Annotated in this window: 17 protein-coding genes; 11 read left to right on the top strand and 6 right to left on the bottom strand. The window is 37.4% G+C overall.

All coding sequences use genetic code 11. From position 1 onward, the window contains the following. Positions 1-403: 403 nt before the first annotated feature. Complete coding sequence (locus tag ODE14_RS17895) at positions 404-1,405, bottom strand: catalase (RefSeq protein WP_248394710.1); 1,002 nt, start codon at positions 1,403-1,405, stop codon at positions 404-406. 197 nt (positions 1,406-1,602) lie between these two features. Here ODE14_RS17895 and ODE14_RS17900 point away from each other — a divergent pair, with 197 nt between their 5' ends. The 4 genes from ODE14_RS17900 to ODE14_RS17915 all read left to right on the top strand — a co-directional run bounded on the left by ODE14_RS17900 (position 1,603) and on the right by ODE14_RS17915 (position 4,289). Further along, complete coding sequence (locus ODE14_RS17900; protein WP_248394708.1) at positions 1,603-2,037, top strand: FKBP-type peptidyl-prolyl cis-trans isomerase; 435 nt, start codon at positions 1,603-1,605, stop codon at positions 2,035-2,037. A 116-nt stretch (positions 2,038-2,153) separates the two neighbouring features. Next, entirely contained in the window at positions 2,154-3,104 is a 951-nt protein-coding gene (locus ODE14_RS17905) for a hypothetical protein (RefSeq protein WP_248394706.1), read from the top strand. A 66-nt stretch (positions 3,105-3,170) separates the two neighbouring features. Then, complete coding sequence (locus ODE14_RS17910) at positions 3,171-3,581, top strand: Rrf2 family transcriptional regulator (RefSeq protein WP_263602382.1); 411 nt, start codon at positions 3,171-3,173, stop codon at positions 3,579-3,581. Positions 3,582-3,638: 57 nt separating this feature from the next. Beyond that, positions 3,639-4,289, top strand: coding sequence for an NAD(P)-dependent oxidoreductase (locus ODE14_RS17915; protein WP_248394702.1), 651 nt, complete (start codon positions 3,639-3,641; stop codon positions 4,287-4,289). 76 nt (positions 4,290-4,365) lie between these two features. Here ODE14_RS17915 and ODE14_RS17920 read toward each other — a convergent pair whose 3' ends face one another. Then, positions 4,366-5,364 (bottom strand): M23 family metallopeptidase, encoded by a 999-nt coding sequence (locus tag ODE14_RS17920; RefSeq protein ID WP_263602383.1) that lies wholly within the window; start codon positions 5,362-5,364, stop codon positions 4,366-4,368. A 227-nt stretch (positions 5,365-5,591) separates the two neighbouring features. On the opposite strand from ODE14_RS17920, the gene ODE14_RS17925 reads away from it, so the two are divergent. The 7 genes from ODE14_RS17925 (at position 5,592) to ODE14_RS17955 (ending at position 13,937) form a co-directional block, all read left to right on the top strand. Beyond that, positions 5,592-6,629, top strand: coding sequence for an NAD(P)H-dependent glycerol-3-phosphate dehydrogenase (locus tag ODE14_RS17925; RefSeq protein ID WP_248394698.1), 1,038 nt, complete (start codon positions 5,592-5,594; stop codon positions 6,627-6,629). Between the two features lie 210 nt (positions 6,630-6,839). Then, positions 6,840-8,345, top strand: coding sequence for a malate dehydrogenase (quinone) (mqo, locus tag ODE14_RS17930; RefSeq protein ID WP_263602384.1), 1,506 nt, complete (start codon positions 6,840-6,842; stop codon positions 8,343-8,345). Between the two features lie 121 nt (positions 8,346-8,466). Next, on the top strand, positions 8,467-8,871 hold the full coding sequence (locus ODE14_RS17935; protein WP_263602385.1) for a hypothetical protein: 405 nt from the start codon (positions 8,467-8,469) through the stop codon (positions 8,869-8,871). Positions 8,872-9,001: 130 nt separating this feature from the next. Next, positions 9,002-9,616 (top strand): DUF1684 domain-containing protein, encoded by a 615-nt coding sequence (locus ODE14_RS17940; protein ID WP_263602386.1) that lies wholly within the window; start codon positions 9,002-9,004, stop codon positions 9,614-9,616. A 4-nt stretch (positions 9,617-9,620) separates the two neighbouring features. After that, positions 9,621-10,094, top strand: coding sequence for a GNAT family N-acetyltransferase (locus ODE14_RS17945; RefSeq protein ID WP_263602387.1), 474 nt, complete (start codon positions 9,621-9,623; stop codon positions 10,092-10,094). 74 nt (positions 10,095-10,168) lie between these two features. Next, positions 10,169-10,978: a glucose 1-dehydrogenase gene (locus ODE14_RS17950; RefSeq protein WP_263602388.1), complete on the top strand. Its 810-nt coding sequence runs from the start codon at positions 10,169-10,171 to the stop codon at positions 10,976-10,978. 304 nt (positions 10,979-11,282) lie between these two features. Next, the gene (locus tag ODE14_RS17955; RefSeq protein WP_263602389.1) at positions 11,283-13,937 is read left to right on the top strand and encodes an MGH1-like glycoside hydrolase domain-containing protein; all 2,655 of its coding nucleotides are present in this window, start codon (positions 11,283-11,285) and stop codon (positions 13,935-13,937) included. 18 nt (positions 13,938-13,955) lie between these two features. Here the strand turns inward: ODE14_RS17955 and recO are convergent, their stop codons facing one another. The 4 genes from recO to ODE14_RS17975 are packed head-to-tail and all read right to left on the bottom strand — an operon-like array spanning position 13,956 to position 18,635. Continuing rightward, positions 13,956-14,642, bottom strand: coding sequence for a DNA repair protein RecO (recO, locus tag ODE14_RS17960; protein WP_263602390.1), 687 nt, complete (start codon positions 14,640-14,642; stop codon positions 13,956-13,958). Continuing rightward, the gene (locus ODE14_RS17965; protein ID WP_263602391.1) at positions 14,642-16,924 is read right to left on the bottom strand and encodes a T9SS type A sorting domain-containing protein; all 2,283 of its coding nucleotides are present in this window, start codon (positions 16,922-16,924) and stop codon (positions 14,642-14,644) included. Before ODE14_RS17965 ends, recO begins: the two co-directional genes overlap by 1 nt. Before the next feature lie 2 nt (positions 16,925-16,926). Continuing rightward, entirely contained in the window at positions 16,927-17,877 is a 951-nt protein-coding gene (locus ODE14_RS17970) for a bifunctional metallophosphatase/5'-nucleotidase (protein ID WP_248394686.1), read from the bottom strand. Next, on the bottom strand, positions 17,874-18,635 hold the full coding sequence (locus ODE14_RS17975; protein ID WP_263602392.1) for a 5'-nucleotidase C-terminal domain-containing protein: 762 nt from the start codon (positions 18,633-18,635) through the stop codon (positions 17,874-17,876). The genes ODE14_RS17970 and ODE14_RS17975 overlap by 4 nt, the downstream gene beginning before the upstream one ends. Positions 18,636-18,638: the final 3 nt, after the last annotated feature.

Below are 18,638 nucleotides of genomic sequence, written 5' to 3' on the forward strand. Positions count from 1 at the left end.
TGAGAAGTGGACAGTAAGAAGTAAGATGTAAGAAGTGAGATGTAAGATGTGTTCAGGGTTTAATGTTCAGCGTTTAGAATTTAAAGTTTAAAGTTTAGGATTTGTTAAGGTTTAAGTTAAGATTCAGGTATCAAGCTTAAGCCGTACTTAAAATACCAATCATGAATTTTATCCATGCTCTTATTACTCATTACTCATTACTCATTACTCATTACTCATTACCAATTGCTCATTACTCATTACTCATATAAAGACAGGCAACTGCCCTAGCCTCGATAGCAGCGGCTACCCCACAGCGGGATGGAAAGAAGGGCCTTACGCCCGGAAAGCTCAGGCGCGAGGAGTAAGAGCGGATAGCGAGAGTTTTTAATCAAGTTTTATATATATAATAATCATACTGTTATTATGTATCATATTTTAGCAATTTATTGATTTTAACCCGTGTTTTTAGAGAAACTTTATACGCTTCTTCTCTTAGTCTTTGTATTTTTCCTACAGGCTGAAATAAAGCTTTACTTTCATAAGGGTTAAATGACAAAAGCTCGTTTTCACAAGAAGCAGGATTAAGAAGGTTGTCTTTCCCGATCTTTAATTCTCCGATTTTAATAAATGGTGAATTTTTCCATTCAACATTCAGCTGGTTAATTGGTTGATCTTTTATATCATAGCAAAATTGAACATATACATTAGCTGTGAACGCTCTTGATTTTAGATATTCTTCAACTGCTTGTTTCATCTTTTTGTTTTTATTAAATTTTTTATCAACAAATTGCGGAGCCAATTTAATCTTAACCATATAGTCTCCGAGACGATAAGCACCAACCGAATGAAAGTCGAATGAAAGAATAAAGTCATTTCTTTTATGAAAAAGCTTAAAGAGATTCTTTATAAATGAAGGTGTACATGTAGAAGGGATCACTTTAGCAATTTGTGCAAGTAAAGAAAAGCTGCTCCATTTTTTAATATAAAACTGATTTATTGAAGTAAATAATTTCAGAAAAGTACAAACTGAATTGATGGGAAATAATGGGAAATTTACCAATGGATAATTGGCAATAAGATTACCTTGCTCATCTTTTATTTTTACTGCAAAACCGTAAGCCGGAATCTCTTTTTTACCTTTGATGATTTTCAGGTGTGCATTGGAAAGTCGGATGGTAAGATCGTACACTTTCTTATCAAAAATATGCTGAAGTTTTGGAGAAATATTTTCACTAATTATGAATTTTCCATTTGCAACGGCATAAGTTTTGGCATGGGCATTTCTGGTAGCGTAATTTACATCGCTTAATGAAGCGGACTGTTCCACAAAATCAGAAATACTTTTCTTATTGATTTCAAAAAGTATTTTTTCTTCGTCAGTCAGCTTATCATAGTCTCTATTATATTTCAATGGATCTGGCATCAGTTTTTAAATCCAATTATAGCGCCAACTTTCGGAAAAGTTGTTAACATAGTATTAAACATACTTGAATTTTCTGAAGAGTAACAATTCATCATTACCTCAATATTATTGACTTCTGTTTTTCAGATTTAAAAACTTCACATATCTGATCTCCTGCTTCCGGTTCTAAAGTCTTATCTTTGTAAAAAATATCAATTATGGGCGTAGCAGATATGTTATTTAAAAGAAAGAAAGAACAGGCAGAGAAAAACCTGAAAGATGGTAAGGAATATATGGAAGAATATGGTAAGAGAGAAACAGTTGTTCAGCTACCAAGCGGCTTGCAGTATGAAATTATAAAAGATGGCGAGGGCGAAAAACCGGGTCCGAGGTCTACTGTAAAATGTCATTATCACGGAACAACTATTACAGGAAAAATCTTTGACAGTTCTGTAAAAAGAGGAACACCTGCATCCTTTCCGTTAAATAAGGTAATTGCCGGATGGACAGAAGCGCTTCAGCTGATGCCTGTAGGAAGTAAATGGAGACTGATTATCCCACCACATTTAGCGTATGGGGATCAGCAGATCAGCAAAGAAATCGGACCAAACAGTACTCTTATTTTTGAAGTGGAACTTCTTGAGATTAAATAAATATTATTTAAAATAAACTTAAAATTTACCTGTATCCCGGGTAAATTTTTTTATTTCCGTATATTAGTATTGGTATTGATTTGTATTTTTTTACTTATCTCAGTAATTGTAATGGAATGAGGAATTTATTTTATTTTTTATTTTTTTCATGCGTTTTGACATCATGTGTTTCAAAGAAGAATCAGGTAATCAGGCAAAATATCCTTACCCTTAAGGATAGTTATTGTAAAGCACCTTTTAAATACAATTATTCCAAGACAATTTCTTCCTATAATTCAGATTCTATTCTTGCAGCCAATAAAGATCTTAAAGAAAATTTTTCAGATCAGAGCATTTTAATTTTGAATGCTTTGGACAATCTTGATGAAGTTCATGAGATCATGAAACTTAAAAAGGATAATTCACTAGCTTCTCAGGTAAAAGTTTTACAACTCAAAACAAAGATCAACAGTAAAATAACCATTGCATTAACAGAGCTTGACGCGGTGGCTGCAGAATTTGATTGTGAAGGGGAAAGAGTAGCACAAATCGGCGCATACGTAGATAACCTTAATGACTCGCGGAATAATAAACTGATTCTTTATTCTATAGTTGCCGGAGCAGCAGCTTCCATTGCCGGAGGTATCGTTAAAGATAATGGTTGGAGCAATGCAATAGACATTGGTGGTGGTGCACTCGGAGCTGGTTTTGGTTTGGCGACTTTAAATCCAAAAGGGAGAAAAGTAGAATTTATCCACCAGCGAAATCTTTTGCGGGATGTATGGAATGAAAAATTAGAATCACCGAACTTTCCGCCTTTTGTCTGGTATATGTATACGGAAAAGAAATTTTCTAATAAAGAAAAACATTCTATTATCAGCAGTATGAAAGAACGATGGCTGCATTATCAGTTTGACGATAATAAGCTTAAAGCAGACCAGTCGGTCATTTTTAGTGACGGCGGTTATTACAGATCCAATGATCTTCATAACCGTGCGGCAATGCTCAATCAAATGCAGTCTGCAACAAGAACGATTAATCAAAGTATCAACTATCTCCTTTTAGATTTGGATAAACTTATTCTTTAAGAAAAACTAAACTGTAATAAAATTTGTTACATTTAAAAAATTCTGTATATTTGTAATATAATTACGATGAACAACACAAGATTTGCCACGGCAATACATATTATGACTTTATTGGCGGAAAGTCCTCAGGAATGGCTCACTTCCGAATGGATGGCGGGAAGTATTAATATTAATCCTGTTATTGTTCGAAAAGAATTGAGTGTTCTGAAAGAAGCAGGACTGATTATCAGCAGACAGGGAAAGGAAGGGGGAACCCGGATCGCAAAAAATGCCGATATCATAAAAATATCAGATATTTATCTGGCCGTGAAAAATACGGAAGTTCTGGGAAAGAAAAACAATAATCCTAATCCTGCATGTTCCGTAGGGAAAGAAATTAATGAACATTTGCAGACATTGTTTTCTGAGACAGATCAGCTGGTTCTTACGTTTTTGGGTAATAAAACGCTTCAGGAGTTTCTTGACCATTTCAAATAAAAAATTTTGAGCATAAATGTAACAAAATATATTACAATTAATTTAAAAATAAATATTATGAAAAAAGTAGCAGTAATTGGCGCTACAGGATTTGTAGGCACACAGGTTGTGAATGAATTGTCAAACAGAGGTTATGAAGTGGAGGCTATCGCAAGAGATGCTTCAAAAGTTCAGCAAAATGAAAAGGTAAAAGCAAAAAGTGTTGATGTAAATAATATCGACGAACTGGCAGAAGTATTGAAGGGTAATGATGCAGTAATCAATACTTTTAATGCAGGCTGGACAAATCCTAATCTGTATAATGATTTTCTTAACGGATCTATCAACATCGAAAAAGCTGTTGAACAATCAGGTGTTAAAAGATTTATTACCGTAGGTGGAGCAGGAAGTTTATATATTGATGGTAAACAATTGGTGGATGGACCGGATTTCCCTGCCGAAATTAAACCGGGCGCTACTGCCGCAAGAGATTATTTAAATAAAATTAAAGAAAATAGTACATTGGACTGGACTTTCTTCAGTCCTGCCATTGAAATGCACCAGGGAACAGCAGGTGTGAGAACCGGAAAGTACAGAACCGCCCTGGAAAATCCTGTATTTGATGAAAACGGAAGAAGTGTTCTTTCGGTAGAAGATGTAGCGGTAGTGCTTGTTGATGAACTTGAACAGAACAATCATATCAGAGAACGTTTTACGGCGGCTTATTAAATGATTTTCCATGAAAAAAAATTTCGGCGGCACCTTTGGTGCCGCCGAAATCCTGTCAATATAAATAATTATAAAATTATAAATTCATAAACAGCTTCGGATTCACCGGGCTGTTGTTTTTATGTACTTCATAATGAAGGTGAGGCCCTGTGGAACGGCCGGAATTTCCGGACTTGGCAATCACCTGACCTACTTTTACCTTATCATTTACTTTCGCAACCAGTTGTGATAAATGGCCGTAAAGTGTTGCCAAACCATTGCCATGAGAAACAATAACACAGTTGCCATAACCACCTTTCTGACCTGAGAAAATAACCGTTCCTGCAGCAGTTGCTACAACATCAGAACCAAAAGCGACTGCAATATCCAGTCCTTTATGAAACTGCATCTGATCTGCTTCAGCGGGAGGATTATTTTTTTCTGCCGGTTTGGTATTTGCTGCAATAGCTGAAGATGTATTTGTGGCAGCAGCTGTAGAACTGGCTTTTGGCGTTACCATTACCTTTACCTGTCGTTTTTCGCCGTAACTGTCGGTTACTTCAATAATCTTTTCCACAGGTTCCGCTTTCACTTCAGGAGCTGCAACGGCAACGGCTGATTTTGCGGTATTGTTTTTTACGGAAGCAAAAACGGTTTTAAAAGGAATAGGATTTTTTCTGATTCCGAAATTAGACGAAATATACCCTTCCGTAGGCATTCCTAAAGGAACCTGAAGAAGTTTTTTTTGAATGTCCATCAGATACTGGCTGTACCGGTTGGCTTGTTTCGCGAGATAAACGGAATTGGAAATACTGTCTTTTTTAAGAACCTCCAGCTTTACATTCGGCACATCCTTTGATTTCAGGAAAGAATTGAGCTGTGCTACAGTCTGATCTACCAAGGTAAGATCCGTCTTCATTTTTAAGTAATCTACACTGTCTTTTTCAGTGTTTATTTTTACAAGATTCACCTCATAGTTTTTGTCGTCCTTTTCGGAGTACAACTTTGCAATGAAGATCCCCTGTGCAAAAACGATAAGTAAAAGAACTCCTAAAAGTACATTTACTTTCTTTTTGCTGCTCAGAAATTTTTTCATTTTTCTTCTCTTAGTATAATTACAAAACGATTTTAAGCCTGCAAATTTAATTAAAAATAAATTTTTGAACTTATGTTTAATAAAAAAATAAATATTTCTATAAATAACGGAGAATTAAACATTTCATTGTCCTGATATATTAATTTTGAAATAAAATGGGTTTTATCATACCCTGAAAAGGGCTCATCATTCTTTGTTTTAATATATTTGCAGTTCACATTTCTATTATGGCTAAAAAGAAAACGAATACAGAATCGAATCCGAAAAAAAGCAAAAATGATGTTGCCGTAGGCGTGGTAGGAAGCGGAAGTTTTGCAACGGCTATCGTAAAAATGCTGGTTGAAAACTGTAAAACAGTACATTGGTGCGTGAGAAACGAATATGTAAAAGGCGCCATTGAGCAAAGAGGGCACAATCCCACCTATCTTACTGCAGTTAATTTCAATCTGAAAAACTTAAAGCTTACTACCGATATCAACGAACTTGTCACTTCCTGTGAGACGATTGTATTGGCAACACCCTCTATCTATCTGTCTGATACACTGGATAAAATGACCTGTGACTATAAAAATAAAATTTTTGTTTCTGCAATTAAAGGGATTATTCCTAAAGTAAATGATGTGGTAGCCCATTATCTGAGAGATGAATTCAAAATAGGATTCCGAAACCAGGCAGTTATTGCAGGGCCTTGCCATGCAGAAGAAGTCGCGATGGAAAGACTTTCTTATCTCACCATAGCCACGGTGGAAGATGAAACTTCCGAAAAGCTTGTAAATATTTTCAATTCAGATTTTATCAAGGTACATTCCAGTAAAGATATTTTGGGAAATGAATACAGCGCAATCCTTAAAAATATTTTCGCCATCGGAGCAGGTATTGCAAGCGGCTTGGGGTATGGAGACAACTTCACCGCTGTTTTCGTATCAAATGCCATCCGTGAAATGGAAACTTTCCTGGAATCCATTTATGAAGCACCAAGAGATGTTAATGAAAGTGCATATTTAGGAGATTTATTGGTAACAGCGTACTCTTTATTTTCAAGAAACAGAAACTTAGGAAACCTTATCGGGAAGGGGTACACGGTAAAATCTGCAATCCAGTCGATGAATATGATCGCAGAAGGATATTATGCGGCAGACTCAATTTATAAAACATCGAAAGACAAAGGATTAAAGCTACCTATTGTCGATACCATTTATGGTATTTTATACGAAGGTAAAAATGCCGAAAAACAGTTTAAAAAACTGACTACAAAACTGAATTAATTCTAATACATAAAAAGTTAAGCATGACATTTTTGCCGATAATATTACATTATTAGCAACGATATCATGCTAATTTTTTATTATAAAATGTGATATAATTTCTCAGCTTAAATTTAACCTGATCATCTAACCTAAAATCATGTTAAATTCCATAAACGAGTCAAGATTTTAATAACTTTTCCCGAACTTTGAGATAATAAAATTAAAATTATGTCACAAACGCTTACAGGTAGAACGCCGAAACCTAAATACGACGTTGTTCTCATAGGTGGCGGAATTATGAGTGCCACTTTAGCTACATTATTACATGAATTTGATCCTGACCTTGAAATCGCTATTTTCGAGAGGCTGGGAAGATTCGCCAAAGAAAGCACCGCTGCCTGGAATAATGCAGGAACAGGACATTCCGCGTTTTGTGAGCTCAACTATACCCCCGAAAAACCAGATGGAACCATCGATATCTCAAAAGCAGAAAGTATAGCAGAACAGTTTGAAATTTCCAAGCAATTCTGGTCTTATCTGATTACCAAAGGATATATACAGCAGCCGAAGGATTTTATCAATTCCTGTCCGCACATGAGTTTGGTTTTTGGAGAAAAAGACGCCGAATACCTCAAAAAACGTCATGAAAAAATGTCGGAATCAATTTTGTTTAAAGGAATGGAATTTACCACCGATCATGGAAAACTGAAAGAGTGGATTCCCCTTGTTATGAGTAAAAGAAACGGTTCTGAGATAATGGCTGCTACCAAAATGAATATGGGAACTGATGTTAATTTTGGTACTTTAACAAGAAAAATGGGAAGACATTTGCTGGAAGACTCCAATGTTGAAGTATTCTTATACCATGAAGTAAAGGATATTGATCCTAAAGAAGACGGAAGCTGGGACATGAAGGTAAAAGATAGAATTCACAATCATAAACAGGAAGTGGAAGCAAGTTTTGTATTCATCGGCGCTGGAGGATATGCTTTACCGCTATTGGACAGTTCAGATATTAAAGAAAGTGAAGGGTATGGAGGTTTTCCGGTTTCAGGAGAATGGCTGGTAAGTCATAATCAGGAATTGGTGGAGAAACATAATGCAAAAGTATATACACAGGCAACCGTTGATGCCCCGCCAATGTCCGTTCCACACCTGGATCTGAGAATTATAGATGGTGAGAAAGCTTTATTATTCGGTCCTTTCGCAGGATTTTCAACAAAGTTTCTGAAAGAGGGGAGTTATTTGGATCTTCCGGAAAGTGTGAATACAAAAAATATAAGGTCGCTTTTCGGAGCCTGGTGGCATAACATTCCCTTAACAAAATATCTTATTCAGCAGGTTGCCATGACGAAGGCGCAGAGAATTCAGCATTTGAGAGAATTTATCAAAGATGCCAAAGAAGAAGACTGGGAACTTAAAGTAGCCGGACAAAGAGTACAGATCATTAAAAAAGATGAAAAAGACGGTGGAAAACTGGAGTTCGGAACTGAAGTGGTTGTTAATAAAAGAGGGACTATCGCATCATTACTGGGGGCTTCACCCGGTGCGTCAACGGCAGTATACGCCATGCTGAATGTCCTTGAAAGATGCTTCCCTGAAAAGCTTAACGGAGAATGGAAAGACAAGCTGATGGAAATGATCCCATCTTATGGACAGAAACTTGCTGCGAATCCGGAGCTCACCGAAAAAGTGAGAAATTATACAAAAGAAAAATTACAACTTAAATATTAAAAGTAGGATGTAAGAAGGAAGAAGTGAGAGGTAAGATGTTATTAGTTGATGCAATTCAATTTTTACTTTTATACAATCAGCTTCTCACATTTTACTTTTCACGGCTTACTATATTAAAAATATGTCAGAAACTATAGCAAAACCTGTTATTGTTAAAGAATTACTGGAATCCCTGCAAACTGAAGTTCAGGAAGAACAGCAGGTGATTGTACATTGTTGTTTCCCGGCTTCCCCATTTTTGGGAAATTTGATCAGAATCTGGCATTCAACCTATCTTTTTGATAACCAGTCGGATCACAGAAGCAGACTGATTCATGCGGAAAATATCACCATTTATCCGAACTGGACACCGGTACCGTTTATGAAAGACTTTTGGTTTACCCTGGTTTTTTCAGGACTTCCTAAAGGCTGTAAAAGTTTTGATCTGAAAGAAGTTATTCCCGAGGAAGGAGGATTTTTTGTAGAATCGATCAAAAGAAATTCCTCTGATATTTACCGGGTAAAAATTTCGGAATCTTACCTATAGTTAAACCGTTAAGAGGAAATTAAACATATGTAAAATTTAAGTCGTGCTGGAAATCTCTTTAATACAAGAAACTTATTGCTTCTATTATAATTAACTTTTTAATTGGTTCTTAGTGGTTAAAATATTTATTATGAAAAACTACATACTTCTATTCTTATTTTTGCCTGTGCTGATCTTTTCCCAAAAAGATTCACAAGAAATAGCTGTGGTGAAAAAATTTCAAAAAGAGCTGAATGCCGAATACCTCAACCCTAAAGAAACACCTTTGCGCGGAGAAAATTTCAAAAATTTCAAACAGCATCCTTTCTTCCCAATTGATGAAAAATACAGAGTGACCGCAAAATTTACCAGAACGGAAAATGCAGAACCTTTTGATCTTCCTACTTCTTCCGGGAAATCAAAGTCGTATAGAGAATATGGGAAAGCAACTTTTCAACTTGACGGAAAATCCTACACATTAAAGCTTTATCAAAGCTTAGATTTACTCAAACAAAAGAAATACAAAGATTATCTTTTTCTGCCATTTCGTGATGCGACCAACGGAAAAGAAACCTATGGCGGCGGAAAATATATGGATCTAAAAACTCCTGAAGGTGACACTATTACTTTAGATTTCAATACATCATACCAACCTTATTGTGCGTACAATGCCTATGATTACAATTGCCCGATTGTTCCTGAAGAAAACAGGCTGCCCGTTGAAATCAAAGCGGGAGTAATGTACGAAGACATTTATCATCACTAATATTATGATACAGTTAAGTTTTTTTGAACAAAAAGATTTTCCGGGAGTAAATTATGCTCTGGACGAAGATCAGATGCAATATACGGCTACTGCAGAGCAGGCATTAAAAAAAATCGAAGAACGAAAGGATACTCTTGCCTTTCCGATAACTATTTTCGAGGATGAAAATCCCTGCGGATTTCTGGTGCTGGATTTTGGGAGTGACAAATTAGAACTTACCGATAACAAACAAGCCATGCTGTTGCGTTCGTTTTCAGTGAATCCTGAACTGCAGGGGAAAGGCATCGGAAAGGCAGCGATGATTAAGGTTGATGAATTTGTCCGTGAGAATTTTAAAAACTGCGATGAAATCGTACTTGCCGTAAACCAGAACAACATTACCGCTTATCAGCTATATCGCAATACAGGATATCACTACGAGGGAAAAACCAGAATCGGAAGAAGCGGACCGCAATATATTATGTACAAAAAACTTTAAGAATTTTTTAAGTGAAATTTTTATGTTTGGCGTGATCCTTTCAGCTAAATTTGAGTAACATCAAATAATAAAACATGGAAATTTCTCTCAAAAACCAGGTTGCCATTGTCACCGGGGCTTCCAGCGGAATAGGTTCGGGGATTGCAAAATCACTTGCTGCCGCCGGAGCTACTGTCATCGTAAATCATTCATCAGAACATTCAGCAGATGAAGCCGGTAAAATTTTAAAGGAAATAACGGACGCCGGCGGAAACGGAATGATTTACCAATGTGATGTTTCCAGTGAAGAGCAGGTCGTCAAAATGTTTCAGCAGGTCATTTCACAATTCGGAACTGTTGATATTCTTATCAACAATGCAGGGGTCCAGAAAGATGCTAAATTCACGGAAATGACCCTCGACCAATGGAATACTGTAATCAATATCAACCTTACAGGCCAGTTCTTATGTGCCCGTGAAGCGATAAAAGAATTTCTTCGCCGCGGTATCGATCCCTCACGATCCATTGCGTGCGGAAAAATTATTCATATCAGCTCGGTTCATGAAGTTATTCCCTGGGCCGGACACGCCAATTATGCAGCCAGCAAAGGAGCAATCCGCATGTTGATGCAGACGCTTGCTCAGGAATACGGGGCAGACAAAATTCGCGTCAATTCCATTTGCCCGGGTGCCATTCAGACACCGATTAATAAAAACGCATGGAGTACTCCGGAATCCATGAATGCCCTCATGAAACTTGTCCCTTACAACAGAATCGGTCAACCGGAAGATATCGGAAATCTTGCCGTATTTCTGGCCAGTGATCACGCAGACTATATTTCAGGGGCGAGTATATTTGTAGACGGGGGAATGACCACTTTTGAAAGCTTTTCTACAGGAGGATAAATTGGGGCGCACATTTCCGGCTTTCACTACTCGCTTTTTTCTGTTTTTCGGCGGCGCTTTGCCGCCGAAAAACAGAAAAAGAGCTCAGACAGGCCGTTCAATCCGGGGCGCATCTTCGTCAAAGTAGAAGAGGCAGACTTTAAGGTGAAGCACGAACCCTTTGCGTTTGTCAAAAAAATAATAGTTAGCAAAGTTGTTTTAAAAATAACCGAAACAGCTGTTATTCTGACGAAGGAAGCATCTGTCTTTATGTTCAAAAAGAACAGATATCATAAATCATCATAAATCAATCATAAGCAGAAGCATGAAAGAAAAAGAAAGAGTCTCTGACATCACCTGGAAAAAATGGGGGCCTTACGTCAGCAACCGGGAATGGGGATTGGTTCGTGAAGACTATAGTCCCAACGGAGACGCCTGGAACTATACTACACACGATACGGCAGAGGCAAAAGCATATCGTTGGGGAGAAGAAGGCATCTGTGGCATTTGCGATGACCTTCAGAAGCTCGTATTTTCTTTCGGCTTCTGGAATAAGAAAGATAAAATGGTAAAAGAGCGGTTCTTCGGGCTTACCAACGGACAGGGAAATCACGGAGAAGATGTAAAGGAGTATTACTATTATCTGGATTCCACACCGACGCATTCTTACATGAAGATGCTTTACAAATATCCTCAAAATACATTTCCTTATGAAGACCTCATTAAAACAAACGCAGAAAGGGGCAAACAGGACCCTGAATATGAGTTGATTGATACAGGAATTTTTGATAAAAATGAGTACTTTGATATTTTCATCGAATATGCAAAAGCCGATGATCAGGATATTCTGATTCGGCTTACCCTTGTCAATAAATCAGAAAACAAAGCTCCTCTGGTGATTCTGCCGGCTTTATGGTTCAGAAATACATGGCGGTGGGGTTATGATGATTATATGCCCCAGCTAAATTCGGGCGAGGGAAATAATGTAAAAATTCAACATAAGGATTTAGAAATCAAAAACTTTTATGCAGAGAATGCAGAACTAATTTTATTCTGTGATAATGAAACCAATAATGAAAAACTGTATCAGTGTCCCAACCAAAGCGATTACACCAAAGACGGAATCAATGATTTTATTATTAATGGAAATCCACAATCCGTAAACCCTAAGAATATTGGTACGAAGGCGGCTTTTTTAATCAATGAGAGTTTTAATCCAAAAGAAGAAAAAATTTTTAAATTCAGGTTATCCGATAAGGATCTTAAGAAGCCTTTTTCCGGATTTGATGAAATTTTCAGTCAGCGAAAACAGGAAGCCGATGAATTTTACGAAGAAATTCAGGACGGAATTAAAACGGAAGATGAAAAACTGGTACAGCGGCAGGCTTTTGCGGGAATGCTTTGGAGTAAAATGTTTTACCATTATAATGTCGAAAAGTGGCTGAAAGGCGATCCTGACCAACCGCAACCTCCAAAATCCCGGGATAAGATCCGGAATTTCCAGTGGAAACATCTCAATAATGAACATATTATTTCAATGCCGGATAAATGGGAATATCCATGGTATGCAACGTGGGATCTGGCTTTTCATACGATCAGCTTTTCATTGATTGACCCTGATTTTGCCAAACATCAGCTGAAATTATTCCTTTTTGAATGGTATATGCATCCCAATGGGCAGCTTCCGGCTTACGAATGGGATTTTAATGATGTGAATCCGCCGGTTCACGCATGGGCCGTTTTCAGAGTTTTTAAAATTGATGAATATTTAAAAGGAAAACCGGACCTTCCGTTCCTGGAAAGTGCATTTCAAAAACTGCTGATGAATTTTACCTGGTGGGTCAATAAAAAGGATAATAACGGAAACAATATTTTCGAAGGCGGCTTTTTAGGATTAGATAATATCGGGGTTTTTGATCGTAATACGCCGCTTCCCGATGGTGAACACCTGGAGCAGTCGGATGGTACGAGTTGGATGGCCATGTTTGCCCTTAATATGATGAGAATCGCTTTAGAACTCGCCTTGTACAATAAGGTTTACGAAGAAATGGCCATAAAGTTTTTTGAACATTTTCTGGCGATTGCCAATTCTCTTGCCAATATGGGGGATGAATGCTTCAGTCTTTGGGATGATGAAGATGAGTTCTTCTACGACGCGCTTTCATTCGGGGAAAAAGATCATATGTATTTAAGAATCAGAACAATTGTTGGCCTTATTCCGATGTTTGCAGTTGAAATTATTGATGATGAAATGATCGAAAATCTTCCGAATTTTAAAAAAAGAATGCAGTGGGTACTGGAGAATAAACCGGAACTGGCTGCTTTAGTTTCTCATTGGGAGGTAAAAGGGGAGGATTCAAAACACCTGCTTTCCCTTCTCCGCGGGCATCGTTTAAAAAGATTGCTCCACAGAATGCTTAATTCTGAAGAATTTCTAAGCGATTTCGGAGTCCGTGCCCTTTCTAAAGAATATGAAAAGAATCCGTTTAGCCTGCATCTGAACGGTAAAGACTACACCGTAAAATATACACCTGCAGAAAGTGACAGCCGGCTTTTCGGGGGAAACAGCAACTGGCGTGGCCCGGTATGGTTTCCTATAAATTTCTTAATTATTGAAAGCCTGCAACGTTTTTTCTTTTATTATAGTCCGGATTTTCTGGTAGAATGCCCTACAGGAAGCGGAAATTATTTAAATCTTGATCAGATTGCAGATGAACTCAGCAAAAGGCTGTCCAATATATTTTTGAAAGATAAAGATGGAAACCGTCCTTTCAACGGGCAGTATCCAAGATTTCAGTCTGACCCGGATTTTAAGGATTATATTTTGTTTTATGAATATTTTCACGGAGATAATGGGCGTGGAGTAGGCGCTTCACACCAGACAGGCTGGACGGGGCTGGTTGCAAAAATCCTTATGGCTAGGTTTTCAAAGAAAAAAATTGCGGAATCCGAAACTGAGATGCCGACCAAAAAAAGTTGAGCACCTGAAGAATGATGTTTATTCAAAAATTTGCTGAATGACTTCCAATGATGGCGGAATCCTGAAATCTGTAATATGATAATGATAATACACCAAAATGCTGTCAAGGAAATCTTTTCTATGAGACGAAAGGATTTTAATCCGGTATGGATCTCCCGAAGAAAGAATTGCCAGCCATATCGCAGAAATCTCCTCATTAAATATCTGATGCATCAATTCAGAAGAAAATGTACCGGTTTCAGGATCAAGAAATTTTCCATTGTTCAGTAGCGGGGCAACGCCCTGAATTTTCAGAATTTTGATCAGAAAGATCAAATGAGATTGATAGTTCTGGTTTTCAAGTTCATCAATAAATTCTTCCAGACAGAAAAATAGATGATGATTTTTATTTTCATGTTTTAAATTCTGATTCAGAAAGTCTGAAATAAAAAATACAACTGAATTGCAACGGATATCTGTATAAATATCGTTGCTTTTTATCATTTCAAACCGGGAAATAGTCTGTATTCCATTTCCTCTGAGTGGGAGCAGTGAAAAATTAAGTTTACTCAATGGCAGGAGCAGGGCTTTTTTCTTATTTTTTTTAGTATAAATACCTTTCAGAAAATAAGACTGAAACCCTTCCTCTTCCGTGAAACAATGCAGTACCGCATCATTTTCACCATATTTTATATAAGATAATAAAAAGCCGTTTTGTGAATTCATTAATTAACTACCGCAATCTTTGCCGTTGCTTTATCAGATCCGTCTTCATTTGTCATCAGTACAAAATATATTCCTGAAGCTACTCTTTTACCTCTTTGGTTATTAAGATCCCATTCATAATATCCGCCTCTTGCCACAGCAGAGTGCACCACATTTCCTGCTGCATCTGCAATCCTGATATTGGTAACTTCAGCAAGACCTTTTATGGTAACTTTTCCTTTAAAATTGGAATAAACTACAGGATTCGGATATACAAGTACGTTTCCGAAGCCGGAAGTTACATCGGCAACATCTCCCTGATACGTTACAATTCCGTCATAAGAAACAAAATATACTTTTCCTGTTTTTTTGTCAACCTTAATATCGGTAATACTGTTGGTAGGAAGAGGTGAATTTTCTTTAGTAAAATGCTTTATGGTTTGCTGTCCGTCTGAAGATAAATAATAGACACCACCGCCATCCACGGAAACCCATTTGTGATCACCGGCATCCACTTCAATCTGCAAAATCTGAGAATCTCTGAAAAGCTCTTCGCCAAGGCCGTTCTGTTCAATAATAATTGGCTCTACAGTAGCGCTTGCAGGAGTTTTTACTTCTGAAACAGCATTCTGTAAAACCCTTAATCCCAAGTCTCCACCGATCCATGCATCTCCGGATTTATCCAAAGCTACAGAAATATTACCTCCGGAATTTGGATCGAAACCATTGGCCTGGTTCAGAATATAAGCGGTATCATCAGAAGTGTTTACTGTTTTTTTAGCATCATAAGCAACAAGTGCACTCAACCTCGGGATCGGGATCCATAGTAGTCCTTCATAGAATAATGGTTTTTGTGCGGCACCCAATGTGGTGGTATTTTTTATAAGAAAATCATCAGTTGCTCTGTCGTAAGCCCCGATTGCAGTAAGCTGCCCAACATCTGGTCCGTCACTGGAAAAAGCGATGCTTACAAAAAGATTGTTTGCATCATCGAAAGCCAATCCTACAGCCCGTCTTGCATACAGATTGGTTGTTCCTAGATTATAATTTTTGGTAAAAGTGAAATCCTTGCTGGCAGCATTATATTTCATCTTGTATACACCGCGTCCTTCCGCCGTAGTATAATTCGTGAAGAAAACATCATCCGGACTTGCAGGGTCTGAAACAACGTCCAGGACATTAAATCCTGTAGTATTTCCTACGAAGTAGGAAGGATAGATCCATTCCATACCATTGAAGTAATAAAAGCCGGGATTTTTTGGGTTGTTAAGGGCAGTATTAAATCTGTTTTCTCTTCCTCCCGTAGATACAAGGAGTTGATTTTCACCATACAGACTCATTTTGTAGGCATAATTAAAATAAGGACCGTCGGGCTTGAAAGAATTGTTGCTTTCATTTTTTATTCCTGATAAAACCGTTCCGCCATACACACTGCTTCCTACGGTAGTTGCCGTATTACATTCTTCACCGAAACTTACGGTATTGTTAAAATTTCCGTTGTTATTGAATGTGTAAACTCTGTTTAGATCTGTTACAACAATATTATTGCTGTTCACCACAACATCCTTCACATTGGTAAATGTTTGAGAAAGAGGAACAGAAGCGCCGTTGTTATAAAGATATCCTGTGGTTGCTGATGAAAAACTTAAAATGCCTTCAGAATCAATATGTCTGAACGATCCCGCCATTTCAGTTGTCCATGTGGTGAATACAGGAAATGTTGTATTCATTTCGTGGCTTTTCAGGCCTGTATTGGTTACCGAAAATACTTTATTACCGAAAATAGTCGCTTCATTACTCGCTTCATATACACCTCCTGATAAGAAAAAAGCAGAATCTTTAAACTCTTTCTTCCTGAGATCAAAAATAGAAACTCCGTAACCTACCGAAATAACTGCAAGGTCTCCTGTTATTGAGATATGATTAATTCTCTTGCTGCCGTTATACCCTGTAGCAATAGGAATATCCACAACATAGGTAATTCCGTCGGGAGAAATAACATCCAGCGAACCGTTCTGATATCCTATAAGCGCAATTTTATTCTGCGGATTGTAATCGAATGCTGAAATTTTAACCTCATGCAAGCCGTTTGCTTTAGACAGCTTGGTAATTTCACCTGATGAAATGGTATAATAAAAAATCCCGTTTTCTGCTGCTGCAACTATTTTTCCGTTATCTTCTTTCATGGCAATAACATTGTTATAAGAAAACAGGTCTGCCCATTTTTTTGAAGAAATAGTCTGTGCATTTGCAACGTGCAGGGATGCTAAAATACCAAGAGAAATTAAAGAGAGTTTTTTCATGCTTATGCTATTATACTGCTGTCGATTACCTGATTGTTCCAGGCAATATGTTTTATGTTTTTATTTATATCAAAAAAGAAATCTATTCTTCCTAACAGAAGTCCTGCCCAGCCTACCTGGTTGACAAGGACGTTTTTACCGTGTCTGTTGACAAAAGTTTCGGGTTCCGGAAGGAAAGTATGTGTATGGCCACCCAAAATAAGGTCGATATTTTCAGTTTTAGCAGCCAGGATTTTATCACTTATTTTATCCGGATCTTCTTTATAATCGTAACCGATGTGCGAAAGGCAGATCACCAGATCACACTTCTCTTCATTCTTAAGGAAGTTAGAATAGTGTTGTGCTACATCTACAGGGTCGGAGTAAATGGTTTCACCGTATTGCTTTTTGCCAACAAGCCCGTCCAGCTTAATTCCGACACCGAAAATCCCCACTTTGATCCCGTTTTTATTAAAGATTTTATAAGATGAAGTTTTTCCGTCCAGAACTGTATTCTTGAAGTCGTAATTAGAGCAGATAAAAGGAAATTTTGCATTTGGCAAAACCTTTAAAAATCCGTCCAGACCGTTATCAAAATCATGATTTCCCATGGTGGAAGCATCATATTTCATCATAGACATTAATCTGAATTCCAGCTCGCCTCCGAAAAAATTGAAGTAGGGAGTTCCCTGGAATATATCTCCTGAATCCAGTAATAATACATTGGATTCCTGGTTTCTGATTTGCTGTATAAGGCTTGCTCTCCTTGCAAAACCTCCCTGATTAGGGTTTTTAATATAACTTGAATCAAAAGGTTCAATTCTGCTGTGCTGATCGTTGGTATGAAGAATAGTAAGTTTATTTGTTGATTTCATATCAACAAAATTCAGTTCTTCGGCCATCATCATATTGGGAGCTAAAGCCATTGCCAGAGTCCCGCCGCCTATTGCTTTTAAAAAACTTTTTCTGTTCATTGCTTCTTACCGATAAAATTTAAACGAATATCTGAATTGGGATTTACCTCAGGGGTTTTCTTAAAATAATCAATAAAAAGATCTCTGAGTTTGATTCCGGTTGGAATCATTTCCCCCTTTGAAAAAAACTTCATGTTATCACCTCCCAGTGCCAGATAATCTGAAGTGGCAATATAATACTCCTGATCCGGATTTATTGTTTTGCCATTGATGAGGGATTTTGTAAGCTGCCCGTCATTGGTTTCAATGTACAGATGAGAAACAGGATTGTTGACCTGAGTTTTTGCATAGTAATCGAAAAGACCCTGCAAGTCTGATCCTTTCATTTTTACGATGATCACTTCATTTTCAAAAGGCATCACTTCAAATACACTTTTGAGCAGAATATCACCTTTCCCGATGCTTGTACGGATACCTCCAATATTGATCAGGGCGGCATCTACATCTTTACTAAGATTTTTTTTGGCCCATTCTTCTGCCCCGTCAAAAGTATAATCCGCTAAAAGATTTCCCAGATTGCTGTTGTCTCCCTGTTTGTTAAGATCTACTGCGGTATAAGAGATTTTTTGGTTCATCTCCTTATCCAGCTTTTGTTTATAGGGCTCAATAACTTTTACAAACTCCTCATCATTTTTTAGCTCATTATTAATAGAAATATTTTTCCGGGTCTGCACTTCTGTTACCTGTAACGGAGAAGCCGTTTTGCAGGAGGAGAGTGCGGCCAGAGCAATTCCTAGTAACAAGAATTTATTTTTCATATG

This window comes from Chryseobacterium sp. PET-29, assembly GCF_025736815.1.
In the GTDB taxonomy this organism is placed as follows: domain Bacteria; phylum Bacteroidota; class Bacteroidia; order Flavobacteriales; family Weeksellaceae; genus Chryseobacterium; species Chryseobacterium nepalense.